Origin of the sequence: Pseudomonas sp. LS.1a (assembly GCF_022533585.1) — a bacterium.
Classification (GTDB): domain Bacteria; phylum Pseudomonadota; class Gammaproteobacteria; order Pseudomonadales; family Pseudomonadaceae; genus Aquipseudomonas.
In genome coordinates, this window is the sequence record NZ_CP092827.1 from 3,931,460 (window position 1) to 3,947,428 (window position 15,969).

At 63.0% G+C, this 15,969-nt stretch carries 14 protein-coding genes; 7 read left to right on the forward strand and 7 right to left on the reverse strand.

Annotated elements, in window-relative coordinates:
• Positions 1-79 precede the first annotated feature (79 nt).
• The 5 genes from MKK04_RS18270 (at position 80) to fabB (ending at position 7,000) form a co-directional block, all read left to right on the forward strand.
• Positions 80-2,227 carry a TonB-dependent receptor plug domain-containing protein gene (locus MKK04_RS18270; RefSeq protein WP_207830118.1) on the forward strand — a complete coding sequence of 716 codons (2,148 nt, stop codon included), beginning with the start codon at positions 80-82 and terminating at the stop codon, positions 2,225-2,227.
• Complete coding sequence (locus tag MKK04_RS18275) at positions 2,227-3,117, forward strand: ABC transporter substrate-binding protein (RefSeq protein ID WP_207830116.1); 891 nt, start codon at positions 2,227-2,229, stop codon at positions 3,115-3,117. Before MKK04_RS18270 ends, MKK04_RS18275 begins: the two co-directional genes overlap by 1 nt.
• Entirely contained in the window at positions 3,114-5,045 is a 1,932-nt protein-coding gene (locus MKK04_RS18280) for an ATP-binding protein (protein ID WP_241105865.1), read from the forward strand. The genes MKK04_RS18275 and MKK04_RS18280 overlap by 4 nt, the downstream gene beginning before the upstream one ends.
• A 207-nt stretch (positions 5,046-5,252) precedes the next feature.
• On the forward strand, positions 5,253-5,768 hold the full coding sequence (gene fabA, locus MKK04_RS18285) for a 3-hydroxyacyl-[acyl-carrier-protein] dehydratase FabA (RefSeq protein ID WP_003251509.1): 516 nt from the start codon (positions 5,253-5,255) through the stop codon (positions 5,766-5,768).
• Positions 5,769-5,779: 11 nt separating this feature from the next.
• On the forward strand, positions 5,780-7,000 hold the full coding sequence (gene fabB, locus MKK04_RS18290; RefSeq protein WP_013973429.1) for a beta-ketoacyl-ACP synthase I: 1,221 nt from the start codon (positions 5,780-5,782) through the stop codon (positions 6,998-7,000).
• A gap of 176 nt (positions 7,001-7,176) precedes the next feature.
• Here fabB and MKK04_RS18295 read toward each other — a convergent pair whose 3' ends face one another.
• Positions 7,177-8,175, reverse strand: coding sequence for an amidohydrolase family protein (locus MKK04_RS18295; protein WP_207830113.1), 999 nt, complete (start codon positions 8,173-8,175; stop codon positions 7,177-7,179).
• A 117-nt stretch (positions 8,176-8,292) separates the two neighbouring features.
• On the opposite strand from MKK04_RS18295, the gene MKK04_RS18300 reads away from it, so the two are divergent.
• Positions 8,293-9,156, forward strand: coding sequence for a pirin family protein (locus MKK04_RS18300; protein ID WP_207830111.1), 864 nt, complete (start codon positions 8,293-8,295; stop codon positions 9,154-9,156).
• A 31-nt stretch (positions 9,157-9,187) separates the two neighbouring features.
• Here the strand turns inward: MKK04_RS18300 and MKK04_RS18305 are convergent, their stop codons facing one another.
• The 4 genes from MKK04_RS18305 to MKK04_RS18320 all read right to left on the reverse strand — a co-directional run bounded on the left by MKK04_RS18305 (position 9,188) and on the right by MKK04_RS18320 (position 12,922).
• Entirely contained in the window at positions 9,188-9,913 is a 726-nt protein-coding gene (locus MKK04_RS18305; RefSeq protein ID WP_207830109.1) for a dienelactone hydrolase family protein, read from the reverse strand.
• Between the two features lie 78 nt (positions 9,914-9,991).
• Entirely contained in the window at positions 9,992-11,896 is a 1,905-nt protein-coding gene (gene htpG / locus MKK04_RS18310) for a molecular chaperone HtpG (RefSeq protein ID WP_207830106.1), read from the reverse strand.
• A gap of 70 nt (positions 11,897-11,966) precedes the next feature.
• Positions 11,967-12,449 (reverse strand): PaaI family thioesterase, encoded by a 483-nt coding sequence (locus MKK04_RS18315; RefSeq protein ID WP_207830103.1) that lies wholly within the window; start codon positions 12,447-12,449, stop codon positions 11,967-11,969.
• Complete coding sequence (locus MKK04_RS18320; RefSeq protein ID WP_063912713.1) at positions 12,446-12,922, reverse strand: PaaI family thioesterase; 477 nt, start codon at positions 12,920-12,922, stop codon at positions 12,446-12,448. The genes MKK04_RS18315 and MKK04_RS18320 overlap by 4 nt, the downstream gene beginning before the upstream one ends.
• Before the next feature lie 153 nt (positions 12,923-13,075).
• Here MKK04_RS18320 and MKK04_RS18325 point away from each other — a divergent pair, with 153 nt between their 5' ends.
• Positions 13,076-13,387 (forward strand): hypothetical protein, encoded by a 312-nt coding sequence (locus MKK04_RS18325; RefSeq protein WP_063912714.1) that lies wholly within the window; start codon positions 13,076-13,078, stop codon positions 13,385-13,387.
• A gap of 68 nt (positions 13,388-13,455) precedes the next feature.
• Here the strand turns inward: MKK04_RS18325 and MKK04_RS18330 are convergent, their stop codons facing one another.
• Together MKK04_RS18330 and brnQ are read right to left on the reverse strand one after the other, a co-directional pair.
• Positions 13,456-14,205, reverse strand: a complete 750-nt coding sequence (locus MKK04_RS18330; protein ID WP_207830100.1) for a DUF599 domain-containing protein — start codon at positions 14,203-14,205, stop codon at positions 13,456-13,458.
• A gap of 264 nt (positions 14,206-14,469) precedes the next feature.
• Positions 14,470-15,783 carry a branched-chain amino acid transport system II carrier protein gene (brnQ, locus tag MKK04_RS18335; RefSeq protein ID WP_015271095.1) on the reverse strand — a complete coding sequence of 438 codons (1,314 nt, stop codon included), beginning with the start codon at positions 15,781-15,783 and terminating at the stop codon, positions 14,470-14,472.
• Between the last annotated feature and the right edge of the window lie 186 nt (positions 15,784-15,969).

A 15,969-nucleotide genomic window follows, 5' to 3' on the forward strand; every position in this document is an offset into this window, starting at 1 on the left:
CTTGTGGGAGCGGGTTTACCCGCGAAAGGGCCATCACGGGTAATGCAGATCACTGGCAAATACGCCACGGTCAGTTACCATGCCTGTTTCAATCCTGATACAAGGCCGCTTTGTGTTCCCTGGCACGCCCCCGTACCCGCGCCTGCTCATACTGACCGCCCTGCTCGGTGGCCCGGCCATGGCCGATGATCTGTTCATCGACAACACGGACCTGCCGCAGGTTCTGACCGCCACGCGCCTGAAACAGTCCCCGGCCGCAGTGCCAGGCAGCATGACCGTGCTCGACAGCGAGCTGATCCGCGCCAGCGGCGCCCGTGACATCCCCGAGCTGCTGCGCCTGGTGCCGGGCATGATGGTGGGTTACAACGCCGGCAACCAACCCACGGTCAACTACCATGGCAGCAACGTCAACGACGCCCGGCGCATGCAGGTGCTGATCGATGGCCGCTCGGTATACCGCGCCGGCCTGGCCACGGTGGACTGGAGCGACATCCCCCTGGCCATGGAGGACATCGAGCGCATCGAGGTGTTCCGCGGCCCCAACACTGTCAGCTACGGCGCCAACGCGCTGATGGCGGTGGTCAACATCCTTACCCGCAACCCCGCCGACAGCCATGGCACGCGGCTGAAGATGACCCGCGGCCAGGATGGCATCAACGACTTCTACGCCAGCCACGGCTTCGGCTGGGAGGGCGGCGACATGCGCCTGTCGCTGTCCGGCCAGCAGGACGATGGCTTCGACGAAAACCAGTTCGGCCAGGACTACCGTGACAGCCGCCGGCTGACGCGCTTCACCCTCAATGCCAGCCACAACCTGACGCACGACCAGACACTGGAATGGCAACTGGCGGCGAAGGAAGGCAGCAACCAGCGGCCGTATACCTATCAGCCGGTGTTCGCCAGATACGAAGCCGGTAACAATGCTGACGTCAATGCCAAGGACTACGCCGGCTCGTTGCGCTGGACAAAGGACTTCAGTTCCGAGCACAGCCTCTATATCCAGGGCTCGGCCCAGCATTTCGACCGCCAGCAGGTGTGGCGTGCCTGTGACGCCTTGCAGTCGTTCAGCCCGGAATTGACCCAGCTCTGGCAAATGAACCCTGACTTCGCCGAAAAGGTGGCGCGCGGCATTGCTACCGGCGCCCCCCTTTCAACCAACGATCCCGTCATGAGCGGGCTTCTGGAGAAGGTCCAGCAGCAATGGGCAAACGGTGGCAAGCAGCAAGTTTGCGGCGACGTCGACCAGAGCACCCGCGAAACCCGCTACGACCTGGAAATCCAGGACACCCTGAGCCTGACCGACAGCCTGCGCCTGCTCAGCGGCATGAACTACCGCTATGATCGAGCCGACTCGCAGACCTACTTCAACGGCAGCATCGACGACCAGACCTGGCGCCTGTTCGGCCAGCTGGAGTGGCGCGCCGACGAGCACTGGATCCTGCAGGGCGGCGCCATGTTCGAGGACTCGCGCCTGTCCGGCAGCTCGCTGACCCCGCGGGTGGCGGTCAACTACCTGATCACCCCGCGCCATGGCCTGCGAGCGGTGTATTCCGAGGCGGTACGCTCGCCCGACATGTTCGAGAACAACATCAACTGGAGCTACACGGTCAAGAACCTGACCCCCAACGCATTCGGCCTGCAAAACGGCGAGTACTTCGTCAAGACCCGCGGCCCGGGCGACCTCGACCAGGAACGCATGCGCTCGCGCGAACTGGGCTACAACGGCTACTTCAGCGACATCGACCTGAACATGGATGTGAAGCTGTTCTACGACGAGATCACCGGAATGATCAGCGAGCCCCTGAAGAACAACCAGTACATCGCCAGCAACGCCAACAAGGCCCGCTTCAGCGGCAGCGAGGCGCAACTGGACTGGCGCCCGACCCTGCGCGACCGCCTGCGCCTGACCTACGCCTATGTCGATGCCTGGGCCAGCAACCCCGACGACCGCCGCCTCAGCGCCCGCAACAGCGGCTCGGCCGGGTGGATGCGCGAATGGGGCGACGGCTGGTCCAGCGCACTGTTCTATTACGGCGACGATGCGCTCAACCAGTACCGCTACGAGCGCCTGGACCTGCGCCTGGCCAAGCGTTTCCGGGTGCATGGCAGCAACCTGGAACTGGCGGCGCTGTGGCAACAGCGCCTGGACGATGAGCCGACCACGGCAATCCAGAACCGCTTCGACAGCCGCCACCGCCTGAGCGTCAGCGCGGAGCTGGAGTTCTGATGGCCCTGCTGCTGCGCCTGTTGCTGCTGTGCCTGTGGCCATTGGGGCCGCTGTCCGCCAGCGAAATCGTGTTGGTAGGCGCGGAAGACCAGCCCGGCATTCGCAGTTTCGTCGCTGCGCTGGAAAGCCGCCGGCCCCAGGATCATGTGCATTTCCAGACCACCGCCGACCTGCCACGCCCGGGCAAGCTCAGGACTGACCTGCGCCTGATCCTGCTGGACAACGCCGCACTGGAATGGCGCCTTGGGGAAACCGCCGGCCCGCCGGCCCTGGCCATGCGGGTCAGCCGGGTACAGGCTGAACAGCGCCTGGGAAAGTCGCGTCCCGCGTTCCTCACCCTGTTGTGGAGCGACCCACCACTGGGCCGGCAGCTGCGCCTGGCGCGCTACCTGCTGCCACAGGCCCAGCGCATTGGTGTGCTGTACGGTGAGCACAGCAGCTTTTTGCTCGAAGAGTTGCGCCATGCCGCCCACCAGCTGGGCCTGGAGATCATTGCCCAGGACTGGCCCGACCCGCGCGACAGCCGTCCTCTGCAACATTTGCTGGCCAACAGTGACGTGCTGCTGGGCCTGGACGACACCAACCTGTACAACTCCAAGACCGCAAAGAACGTGCTGTTGAGCAGCTATGGCCGACAGATGGCGCTGATCGGCCCGAACGCCGGGTTCGTCCGCGCCGGCGCCCTGGCCAGCACCTTCAGCGACCAGGACGACTGGCTGGCGGTGCTCGACCAGTTGCTCGACCAGCCACCGGCACGCTGGCCGCGCAACCTCTACCCGGCACGCTTCGGCGTCAGCGGCAACCAGCAGGTTGCGCGCGCCCTGGGCCTTGAACCGATCGATCCGAACGCCGCCGCCAAGGCCCTGGCCGAAGGAGAACCCACCCCATGAGCAAGCGCCTGAGCTGGGACATCCACACCCGCACCCAGATCATCAGCCTCGGCCCTGCCCTGCTGCTGACCCTGCTGCTTATCAGCTTCTTCACCTTCGTACGCATCCAGGACCTGCGCCAGGAACTGAACCACACCGGGCAACTGATCGCCAACCAGCTGGCGCCAGCTTCGGAGTATGGGGTGATCTCGGGCAACAACGAAGTGCTCGAGGGCCTGATGCGCGCCACGCTCAGCATCCCCCACGTGCGCTTCCTCGAGGTGCAGGACAGCCGCAACCACATCCTGGTCTACGTCGAGCAGTCCGACGAAAGCGCCAACCGCGCGCAGCGCGTCGAAGTGTTCCAGGCGCCCATCCGCCTGCAGCAAATCCGCCTGGACAGCGACTTCCTGCAACAGGGCAAGGCCACCACCCCGGCCATCGGCGACGACTATCTGGGCCGGGTAATCGTCGGCATGTCCGATGACGCCTTCAGCCAGCGCCAGCAGGAAATCGTGATCAAGGCCGGCATCCTCGCGCTGTTCGCCCTGCTGTTCACCTTCCTGCTGGCGCGGCGCCTGGCCCTGAGCCTGGCCAAGCCGATCAGCGACATGGGCCATGCGGTCAAGGCCATCCAGCAGGGCGAGTACAACACCCTGTTGCCGGTGGTCGACGACAGCGAGCTGGGCCACCTGGCGCGCCACATCAACAACCTGGCCCACGCCCTGGAGCAGGCCAGCGATGAACAGAAGCAGGCCATTGCCGAGCTGATCCAGGCCCGCGAAGAGGCCGAACAGGCCAACCGCGCCAAATCGGACTTCCTGGCGATGATGAGCCACGAGCTGCGCACGCCGATGAATGGCGTGCTGGGCATGCTGCAGTTGCTGGAAACCACGCCGCTGAGCAATGAACAGGCCGAGTACACCGCAGTGGCCAGCGAGTCCACCGGGCACCTGCTCAAGGTCATCAACGACATCCTCGACTTCTCGCGCATCGAGCGCGCCGCACTGCAACTGGAACACATCGACTTCAACCTGGGTGAGCTGATCACCAGCAGCGTCCAGTCGTTCCAGCACAGCGCCCAGCAGCGCGGCCTTGCCCTGCACCTGCAGCTGCCGGCCGGTATCGAGCAGTTGCAGGTAAACGGCGACCCCACGCGCATCCGCCAGATCCTGCTGAACCTGGTCGGCAACGCGCTGAAGTTTACCGAACGCGGCCAGGTACAGGTCGAGGCACACTGGCAGGTGCTCGATCGGCAACTGATCTGGCTGACCTGCAGCGTGCGCGACACCGGCATCGGCATCGACAGCGACCGCCTGGAAATGATGTTCGTCGCCTTCCAGCAGGCCGACAGCTCGATTTCCCGCCGCTATGGCGGCACCGGGCTGGGGCTGTCGATCGCCCGCACCCTGGCCGAACGCATGGGCGGCAAGCTGCGTGGCGAAAGCCGTGAGGGGCTTGGTTCCACGTTTACCCTGGAGATGCCTTTGGCCCTGGCCAGCCCAGCCCCGGTCTCGCTGACGCTGCCAAGCGCTGCGCCACCGGCGATGACCGACAACGATCAGGTGCTGCTGGTAGAAGACAATCCGGTCAACCAAAGTGTCATCGGGGCCATGCTGCGCAGCCTGGGACTGGCGGTAAGCACCGCCGAGGACGGCCTGGAGGCGGTCGACCGGGTCAGCCGGCAGCGTTTTGCCGCCGTGCTGATGGACTGCCGCCTGCCGCACCTGGACGGCTATGAAGCCACCCGGCGTATCCGCCAACTGCCCAACGGTGCCGGACTACCGATCATCGCCCTGACTGCCAATGCCTTGCAGGGCGACCGTGAGCGTTGCATGGCAGCCGGCATGGACGATTACCTGAGCAAACCCTTGCGCCGCACCGAACTGCAGCGGGTACTGCAGCGCTGGCTTCCCGGTCAGACAACCGCGACTGGCGATAAATGCTAAAGTGCGGCAGTCTTAAACACTGGACAGGACCTTCATCGGACCTGAAAATAGACGTTTCAGTGCACACCTGTACTTCTTTCACCAGATGCACTGTGACTTTCACCACAACGCAATAGTCTACCTGTAGGCTGCCGCCCCGGACGCGATGCGTTTCGGGCCGGCCGGGAAGATTCATCCCCTGCCGCAGGGGGTTATTGAGGAGCTCGCATGACCAAACAACACGCCTTTACTCGGGAAGACCTGCTGCGCTGCAGTCGCGGTGAGCTGTTCGGCCCAGGTAATGCGCAACTGCCCGCGCCGAACATGCTGATGGTCGATCGCATCACCCATATCAGTGAAGAAGGCGGTAAGTACGGCAAAGGTGAATTGGTCGCCGAGCTGGATATCAATCCGGACCTGTGGTTCTTCGCCTGTCACTTCGAAGGCGACCCGGTAATGCCGGGCTGCCTGGGCCTCGACGCCATGTGGCAGCTGGTAGGCTTCTTCCTCGGCTGGCAGGGCCTGCCAGGCCGCGGTCGCGCCCTGGGGTCGGGCGAGGTGAAGTTCTTCGGCCAGGTACTGCCCGAAGCCAAGAAAGTCACTTACAACATTCACATCAAGCGCGTCCTGAAGGGCAAGCTGAACATGGCCATCGCCGATGGCTCGGTCAGCGTCGACGGCCGCGAGATCTACACTGCCGAAGGCCTGCGGGTCGGCGTGTTCACCTCCACTGACAATTTCTAAGGGTTATTCGCATGCGCCGCGTCGTTATCACTGGTCTGGGCATCGTATCGTGCCTGGGCAATGACAAAGCTACCGTCACCGAAAACCTGCGCAACAGCCGTCCGGGTATCCGTTACAACCCGGAATACAAGGAAATGGGGCTGCGTAGCCAGGTTTCCGGGTCCATCGACCTCAACCTCGAAGAACTGATCGACCGCAAGGTCTACCGCTTCGTCGGCCACGCTGCCGCCTACGCCTACCTGGCGATGCAGGACGCGATCAAGGACGCCGGCCTGACCGAAGAGCAGGTTTCCAACCCGCGTACCGGCCTGGTGGCTGGCTCCGGCGGCGCTTCGACCCTGAACCAGATGGAAGCGCTGGATACCCTGCGCGAGAAAGGTGTCAAGCGCGTCGGCCCGTACCGCGTTACCCGCACCATGGGCAGCACCGTTTCGGCGTGCCTGGCCACCCCGTTCAAGATCAAGGGCATCAACTACTCGATCTCGTCGGCCTGCGCCACTTCGGCACACTGCATCGGCACCGCCCTGGAGCAGATCCAGTGGGGCAAGCAGGACATCGTCTTCGCCGGTGGCGGTGAAGAAGAGCACTGGAGCCAGTCGTTCCTGTTCGATGCCATGGGCGCCCTGTCGACCAAGCGCAACGAAACCCCGGAACAGGCCTCGCGCGCCTACGACGCCGACCGTGATGGCTTCGTCATCGCTGGTGGCGGCGGCATGGTGGTGGTCGAGGAGCTGGAGCACGCCCTGGCCCGTGGCGCCAAGATCTACGCGGAAATCGTCGGTTACGGCGCCACTTCCGACGGCTACGACATGGTTGCCCCGAGCGGCGAAGGTGCCATCCGCTGCATGCAGCAGGCGCTGTCGACCGTCGACACCCCGATCGACTACCTGAACACCCACGGCACCTCGACCCCGGTCGGTGACGTTGCCGAGATCAAGGGCGTTCGCGCCGTGTTCGGCGACAAGGCACCGAAGATCAGCTCGACCAAGAGCCTGTCGGGCCACTCGCTGGGCGCTGCTGGCGTACACGAGGCGATCTACTGCCTGCTGATGATGGAAAACAACTTCATCGCCGGCTCCGCCAACATCGACGAGCTGGACCCGGAGGTCGCCGACCTGCCGATCCTGCGCAAGACCGAAGAAAACGCCAAGATCGACACGGTCATGAGCAACAGCTTCGGCTTCGGCGGCACCAACGCCACCCTGGTGCTCAAGCGCTGGGAAGGCAAGTAAGACGCTGCTGCGGTAGACGAAAACGCCCCGACTGGTTCGGGGCGTTTTCATTTGTATCGCCTGTGCCGGCCCTTTCGCGGGTAAACCCGCTCCCACAGGGACCGCGCTGCTCTTGAAACTGGCGCTGTACCTGTGGGAGCGGGTTTACCCGCGAAAGGGCCGGCACAGGCGAAATACTATTGCTTAGGCAACACAGCCAGAAAATTCTCCCTGGCCACTTTGTTGGCAACTTGTTCCGGCAATGCATCCAGAAACGGCCTGAACCCGTGCATCTGCTCCCCAAGGCTGTCAAACCGCCCCACCACATCCGAACCCAGCATGAAACGCTCCGGATACTTCTCGACCAGCGCCAGCCACTCCTTGCGCGGCTCCCCCTGGTCATCCAGCAGATAAGGCTCCAGCACACTCCACGACAAATCGACATACAGGTTCGGGTAGTCCTCCAGCAACCGCGTCAGCACCGGCAGCAGAAAATCCATCTGCGTCTGGTGCCGGTGTATCTCCATGCTGCTGCCGGCATGCGCCCAGATGAACCGCGTGTGCGGGTGATTGCGCAGCGGCTCTTCGATCTCCGCCAGGTACAGCGGGTTGCGCTCACGCTTGGAGGTGATGTTGGAATGCAGCAGCACCGGCAGGTCGCGCTCGGCCGCCAGGTGGTAGATACGTGTCATCGCTTCGTTGTTGGCGCGCGGCGTGTCACCGCTGGTCAGTGCCGTCAGGTCATCGTGGCGGGTGAACACCTCGCCAATGCCCTGCCAGAGCCCCGGGTACAGTTCGAGCATGCGCTCGATATGGCTGGCAGCGTTCTTGTCCACCGGGTTGAAGCCGGCCAGGAACGGATGAAAGCGCCGGCGCTGCTCGTCGGGCAATTTCTGCAGCGCCGCGGCCACGTAGGTGTCGGTGGCGCTGTACCAGTAGGCTTCGGCGTCATCCCCGGCGTAATAGCGCGGGCGCTTGGGCTCATCCTCGTGCCATTTCTTGGCCACCGGGATGCCGGAGATCATCGACTGCTCGATGCCCGCAGCATCCATGGCCTTGATCAACGCCGGCATGCCCTCGCTTTCCTGGAAAAAGTCGACATAGTGCAGGTGGGCATCACTGTAGCGGTAGTCGCGTGCCTGGGCCTGGCACATACAACCGGACAACAGCAGGCAGGCCAGCGCTCTGGCAAACATCGGCAGCTTCCTTCTTCGAGTACGAAAAGAGTAGACCGGCAGGCCAACGAGACGGTTCAGCCACAACAGGCAAACCGTTATGCTTGAAGCACTTCCACCTCGTCTGGAGCCGCACCCATGAGCAGCCCCCTGGTCATCCGCCCACGCGCCGAATCGGTCGAGGGCCAGCCGATCCTGCGCCCGCTGCCATCGGCCCAGTGCCGCAGCGTCGGCCCGTTCGTGTTTTTCGACCATATGCTCGAAACCGACTATGCCCCGGGGCATGGCATGGACATCCGCCAGCATCCGCATATCGGCCTGTCGACCCTGACCTACCTGTTCGAAGGGGCAATCCTGCACAAGGACAGCCTTGGCTCGGACCAGCGGGTGCTACCTGGTGATGTCAGCTGGATGACGGCTGGCAGCGGCGTGGCCCACGTTGAGCGCACGCCTGAAGATGCCCTGGCCCATGGTTCACGCCTGCACGGGTTGCAGGTATGGCTGGCCTCGCCGCGCGAACATGAGCAAGGCGCGCCCAGCTACAGTCATCACCCGGCGGCGAGCCTGCCGGTCAGTGACAGCCTCGGGGTGCGCATCTGCATGATTGCCGGTAGCGGGTTCTGCCTGGAATCGCCGGTGCCAGTACTCTCCCCTACCCTTTACGCGCATGTGCGGATGCAGCCGGCAACCACCTTGCTGGTGCCGAATGAGCATGCGCAGCGGGCGCTGTACCTGCTCGATGGTGAGCTGATGATGAACGATGAGGACGTGGAGCCGTGCAGCCTGGTGGTGCTACCGGAGGGCGAAGAGGTGACGCTGTACGCGGAAAGTGAGTGCCAGTTGGTGCTGATTGGTGGCGCGCCACTGGATGGGCCGCGGCGGATGAACTGGAATTTTGTCGCCAGTGATGTGGAACTGATCGAACAGGCCCGAGCCAGGTGGGCTGCGGGGGATTGGCCGGTGGTGCCGGGGGAAACTTCGAGGATCGAGCTGCCGCGCTGATTTGGGGGCCGCTCTGCGGCCCCCTGCAATGTCAGCGCTGGAACACTTCGGTCAGCAGGTTGTGCATTGAGCGGAACGCCCGCTCCGAGGTACGCCGGTCATACTGCATCTTGCCCGGCACGTTGGCGCTCGGGTCGGTAAACGAGTGCACCGCGCCGCCATAGCTCAGCAATTGCCAGTCAACCTTGGCCGCATTCATCTCCGCCTCGAACGCCGGCAACTGCTCCTTCGGCACCAGCGGATCGGAAGCGCCATGCAGCACCAGCACCGAGCCCTTGATGCGCTTGGCATCTTCAGGGTTCGGCGTGTCCAGCGTGCCATGGAACGACACCGCCGCACGCAGATCGGCACCGGTACGGGCCAACTCCAGGGCGCAGCAGCCACCAAAGCAGAAGCCAAACGTGCCCACCTTGCCCGGCTCCAGCAGCGCCTTCGACTGCCCCAACAGTTGCGCCAGGGCTTCCTGCATGCGCTTGCGCAATTCGCCCCGGTCGTTCTTCAACGGCATCATCGCCGCGCCAGCTTCGTCGGCATTGGACGGGCGCACCGATTGCCCATACAGGTCGGCAATCAGCACCACATAACCCTTCTCGGCCACTTCCTTGGCAATGCGCTCTGCCCCTTCGCCAATACCCATCCAGTTCGGTGCCATCACCAGGCCTGGGCGGCCCAGCGCCCCTGGCTCATGGACCAGACGGCTTTCGTAGGTCTTGCCGGACAGGTGATAAACCAGCGATTCGACGATTACTTTGCTCATCAAGCACTCCTTTGGCACTCGTCATGAAAAAGGCAGTCATGAAAAAGCCCGCCGAAGCGGGCTTTCCTATGCATCAACTCAAGCAGACAGCTCGACCAGCAGCTTGTTCAGGCGACGAACGTAAGCCGCCGGGTCCTTCAGGCTGTCACCGGCCGCCAGGGCCGCCTGATCGAACAGGATGTGCGACAGTTCGGCGAAGCGGTCTTCGCTCTGCTCGTTGTCCAGCTTCTCGATCAGCGGGTGGGTCGGGTTGAACTCGAAGATCGGCTTGGACTCCGGTACCTTCTGCCCGCTGGCTTCGAGGATCTGGCGCATCTGCAGGCCGAGGTCCTGCTCACCGATGGCCAGGATCGCCGGCGAGTCGGTCAGGCGGTGCGACACGCGCACTTCGGCCACGCTGTCACCCAGCGCGCCTTTCAGGCGCTCGACCAGGCCTTCCTTGTCTTTGGCGACTTCTTCCTGGGCCTTCTTGTCTTCTTCCGAATCCAGCTTGCCCAGGTCCAGGTCGCCACGGGCGACGTCGACGAAGGCCTTGCCGTCAAACTCGTTGAGGTAGCTCATCAGCCACTCGTCGATACGGTCGGTCAGCAGCAGCACTTCGATGCCTTTCTTGCGGAAGACTTCCAGGTGCGGGCTGTTCTTGACCTGCGCGTACGACTCGCCGGTGAGGTAGTAGATCTTGTCCTGACCTTCCTTGGCGCGGGCCAGGTAGTCGGCCAGCGCGACGCTCTGCTCGCCGCTGTCGTCCTGGGTGGAGGCGAAGCGCAGCAGGCCGGCGATCTTTTCCTTGTTGGCGAAGTCTTCGGCCGGGCCTTCCTTCAGCACCTGGCCGAAGTTCTTCCAGAAGCCCTTGTACTGCTCGGGCTCGTTCTTCGCCAGTTTCTCCAGCATGTCCAGCACGCGCTTGGTCAGCGCGGTCTTCATCGAATCGATGATCGGGTCTTTCTGCAGGATTTCACGCGACACGTTCAGCGACAGGTCGTTGGAATCGACCACACCCTTGATGAAGCGCAGGTACAGCGGCAGGAACGACTCGGCCTGGTCCATGATGAACACGCGCTGCACGTACAGCTTCAGGCCGCGTGGCGCTTCGCGCTGGTACAGGTCGAACGGCGCGCGGGCCGGCACGTACAGTAGCGAGTTGTATTCGAGCTTGCCTTCGACCTTGTTGTGGCTCCAGGTCAGCGGGTTTTCGAAATCATGGCCGATGTGCTTGTAGAACTCCTGGTACTCCTCGTCCTTGATCTCGGTACGCGGACGGGTCCACAGGGCGCTGGCGCGGTTGACGGTTTCCCACTCTTCGGCCGGCTGTTCTTCGCCTTCGGCGGCTGCTTGCTCCTTTGGCAGCTGGATCGGCATGGCGATGTGGTCGGAATACTTCTTGACCACGTTGCGCAGGCGCCAGCCATCGGCAAACTCCTGTTCGTCCTTCTTCAGGTGCAGAACGATGCGGGTACCGCGCTGTGGCTTGTCGATGGTGGCGACTTCGAACTCGCCTTCGCCTTTCGACGACCAGTGCACGCCTTCAGCGGCCGGCTGGCCAGCGCGGCGGCTGTACACATCGACCTTGTCGGCCACGATGAACGCAGAGTAGAAGCCCACACCGAACTGACCGATCAGGTGCGAGTCCTTCTTCTGGTCGCCGGTGAGGTTCTTCATGAAGTCGGCAGTGCCGGACTTGGCGATGGTGCCCAGGTGGGCGATGACGTCTTCGCGGCTCATGCCGATGCCGTTGTCTTCGAGGGTCACGGTACCGGCGTCCTTGTCGAAGCTCAGGCGAATCTTCAGGTCGGCGTCGCCTTCGAACAGCTCTGGCTTGGCCAGGGCCTCGAAACGCAGCTTGTCGGCGGCGTCGGAGGCGTTGGAGATCAATTCACGCAGGAAGATCTCCTTGTTCGAATACAGGGAATGGATCATGAGGTGCAGCAGCTGCTTTACCTCGGTCTGGAAGCCCAGCGTTTCTTTTTGAGTCTCCACACTCATGGTCTTCAAAACTCCGATCTGATGGCAGTTGACGCCTGGCGGCCGGTTCGGCCTGCGTTAGCGGCGGATGTCATGCAGATGGGGGCTGCCCGGATGATTTCAAGGGCTTTTCCGGTTCGATCTTGAAATGTGCGCGAGCCGTGGCAATCGGCGACTGCCTGTCACCCTGCCAGGCGGTGATGGCCACATTGGTCACCCGCCGCCCCTGGCGCCATAGCTGGCACTGGGCGTAGGTATCGCGAAAGTGCCCGGCACGCAGGTAATCGATGGAGAAGTCGATGATCTTCGGAATGCTCGCGCTCTCGCTGAAGATCAGCAGGTACAGCGCTGCCGACAGCTCCATGAAGCCCGCGATCACCCCACCGTGGATGGCCGGCAGCAGCGGGTTGCCGATGTTGTCCTGGCTGGCTGGCAGACGGAACAGCAGGTCATCGCCTTCGCGCTCGCATTCGATGCCGATCAGGCCGGCATAGGGGATCAGCGCCAGCAAAGGCCGATAGTCGCCCACCGCGTGGGCGGCGTTGAGCTGTTGGCGAACCTCGCGTGGAATCATGCCCCGCCCTCCTTCAGGCTGTTGCCGAAGCGGATGCCACCCTTGATCTCCTGGCCCAGGCGCATGAACGTGCCCACCACCTGGCAGATCGGCTGGGCGGGGTCGTCCTGGTAGGCCGTGCCACGGGTGAAGATGACATCGCGGGTGACCCGGTAGCACTGGGCGTGGCCGTAGATGTCCTTGCCGGGCTCGGCCGGGTGCATGTAGTCGATGCGCAGGTCCAGTGTCGGGCATACCTCGAAGCGCGGCAGCACGCACAGCGTGGCCATGCCGCAGGTGGTGTCCATCAGCGTGGTCAGCGCGCCGCCATGCACGGCGCCGGTCTGCGGGTTGCCGACGATGGCCGGCGACCAGGGCAGGACCAGAGTCATGCCATCGGCATTGGTTTGCGCCACGCGCATTTGCAACAACTGACAATGTTTCAGGGCCGAGAGAAAACGCTCGGCCATGGCCATCAAGGTCGATTCGCTCATAGGCTGTTTCCACGCGCACTGCCGCAGCGCATAAAATCGTTAAAAAGTCCATATAGAACGGGGCGTTATATATGTGTAATCTTCGCGGAACTTATTCCGCGTAGTTGCACTCGAAGGAACAAGTCACTTATTCCACCAAGGAGAAACACCCCCATGCGTAAACCTTTTGCTTTTGCTCTGATGCTGGCCGCAGCCATGGGCCTGGCCGCTTGCGATAAAGCGAGCGAAGACAAAGCCCAGGACGCACAGCAACACGCCGAACAAGCCCAGGAAAAAGCGGGCGAAGCTCAGGATAAGATGAACGAGGCTGCCAAGGAAAACGCCGAAGCCGCCAAAGATCAGGCCGAAGCCGAGCAGAAGGCCGCCGAAGAAGCCGCTCCGGCTACTCCGGCTCCAGAAGCCGCGCCAGCCGCCCCGGCAACAGAAGCTGCTCCAGCTGCACCGGCCGAACCTGCCAAGCAGTAATCGGCTAAAACAAGAAAACCCGACAATTGTCGGGTTTTTTTGTGCCTGAAACTTATGGATTAAACGTTTCAGGTGCCCGCTGCGGTGGTTTCCTTGGCAGGTTCGATCGAGATACTTTCAGTCGGTGTGAACACCATCACATCCAGCACATCCGAATGGAACTCGCGGCGATACAGAATCAGCACTACCCCGACACTCATGACCATGAACAACCAAGGGCTGATGAACCAGCTCAACATGGCCATGCCGAAGTAATAGGAACGCAGGCCCAAGTTGAACTGGTTGGCGGCAAGTGACAGCACCCGAGCCGCCCGCGAGGCGAATGCCTTGCGCTCCAGTTCATTGACCAGCCGTTCGCCGATCATCGGCGCCGAGCCCACCAGTACTGCGGCGAAGTTGTATTGGCGCATGCACCAGCTGAAGGTGAAAAAGGCGTAGACGAACACCATGGCCAGGCACAGCAGCTTGATCTCCGACATGCCCTGGGAGGTCTGCTGCACCAGCGGCAGGTCGGCCAGCAGCGACAGCGCCCGGTCGGAGGCCCCGAGCACGGTGAGGATGCCTGCGAGGATGATCAGGGTGCTGGAGGCGAAGAACGAGGCGTTGCGCTCGAGGTTGCCGATCACGCTGGCATCGGCGATGCGGTTGTCGCGCAGCAGCATGCGGCGCATCCAGTCTTCGCGGTACAGGTGCAGCACGCTGGCCAGGCACGCGGTGTCGCGGCCCTTCCAGATGGCATAGCGGGTGTACCCGCCCCAGCACAGGGCGAACCAGGCGATGGCCAACAGGTTGTTGAAGTTGCTTTGGATGAAGTTCATGCAGGATTCCCGAGAGGGCCAGATACCTGAAGGATAGGGACCGGATTTCGACGCTGGCAAGCGGCAAAAGGCACACATCCATCCTGATATTTGCACTGCTCATCCCGGCCTCTTCGCGGCCACGCCCGCTCCCACAGGTACAGCGCCAATTCTGGTACAGGCAAAGAAAAAGCCCCGTATCCTCTCGGATACGGGGCTTTGAAGTTTCCACCCTTGGCGAGCACCCTTCGGCTTGTGGCCGGTGCCGCCCTCAGGCTTCGACTATCAGGCCAGCGCCTCGCGCGGCTTGCCGAGCATGCGGTCGCAGGCCACGGCGCCAACCAGGGTCACCACCGAAGGCACCAGCCAGGCCAGGCCCTGGTCGCTCAGCGGCAGGTGCGCCATGAAGTCCGGCAGCACGTGGGCAATGCTGCTGCCCTTGATCGCATCGACCATGCCGAACAGCAGCGACACCAGCATCACTGGCGCCAGGATGCGGGTTGGCGAGTTCCACAGGTCCTTCACGAAGCTCAGCCCGACCACCACGATGCACGGCGGGTAGATCGCGGTGAGCACCGGGATCGAGAACATGATCAGCTTGGTCAGACCGAGGTTGGAGATCAGCAGCGAGAAGCCCGCCAGGATCACCACCAGTGCGCGGTACGACAGCGGCAGGATCTGGCTGAAGTACTCGGCGCAGGCGCAGGTCAGGCCAACCGCGGTCACCAGGCAGGCCAGCGCAATCAGCACGGCGAGGAAGCCGCTGCCCAACGAGCCGAAGGTGTGCTGCACGTAGGCATGCAGTACCGCCGCACCGTTGGTGGCGTCAGCGGCGATTTCGTGGCTGGTGGCGCCCAGGCGGAACAGGCTGATGTACACCAGGGCCAGGCCGACACCGGCGATCAGGCCGGCAATGATGGCATAGCGGGTGATCAGCTTCGGCGACTCGACACCGCGCGAGCGGATGGCGTTGACGATGACGATACCGAACACCAGGGCACCCAGGGTGTCCATGGTCAGGTAACCATCGGAGAAGCCCTTGGAGAACGCCGCGGCAGCATAGGCCGGCTGCGCTTCACCAATGGTGCCGGCAGGCAGCGCGAAGGCAGCGATGCCCAGCACCGCCAGGGCGATGATCTTCAACGGCGCCAGGAAGCGACCCACGGTGTCGAGCAGCTTGCCCGGGTACATGGACACGGCCAGTACCACCAGGAAGTACACCAGGCTGTAGATGAACAGCGCCAGCGGGCTTTCGCCGGTCAGCGGTGCAACACCCACTTCGAACGACACGGTCGCGGTACGCGGGGTGGCGAACAGCGGGCCGACCGACAGGTAGCACACGGCCGCCAGCAGGCCACCGAAGAACTTGCCGATGGGGCTGCTCAAGGCATCCATGCCGCCGCCGACCTTGGCCAGGGCAACCACGGTGATGACCGGCAGGCCCACGGCAGTAACCAGGAAGCCCAGGGCGGCCATCCACACGTGCGGACCAGACTGCAGGCCGACGATAGGCGGGAAGATGATATTGCCCGCGCCTACGAAAAGCGCAAACGTCATAAAGCCAAGTGCCAGAATGTCCTGGCCTTTTAAAACTTTCATTTAAGGTAGTACCACACTGCTGAAATCGGGATTCGAGAAGGGATTTCCCCATGGGGTGGAGGAAATGCTGCCCGGCTTGATAAGCCAGACCCGTTTAGCGTGTCGTTCCCTTTTGGGGGACGGGCACAGAGTGAGCGCGTAGGGTAACTGTTTTGTCACCTAAACGCACTGGCACAGTGCTGCTTG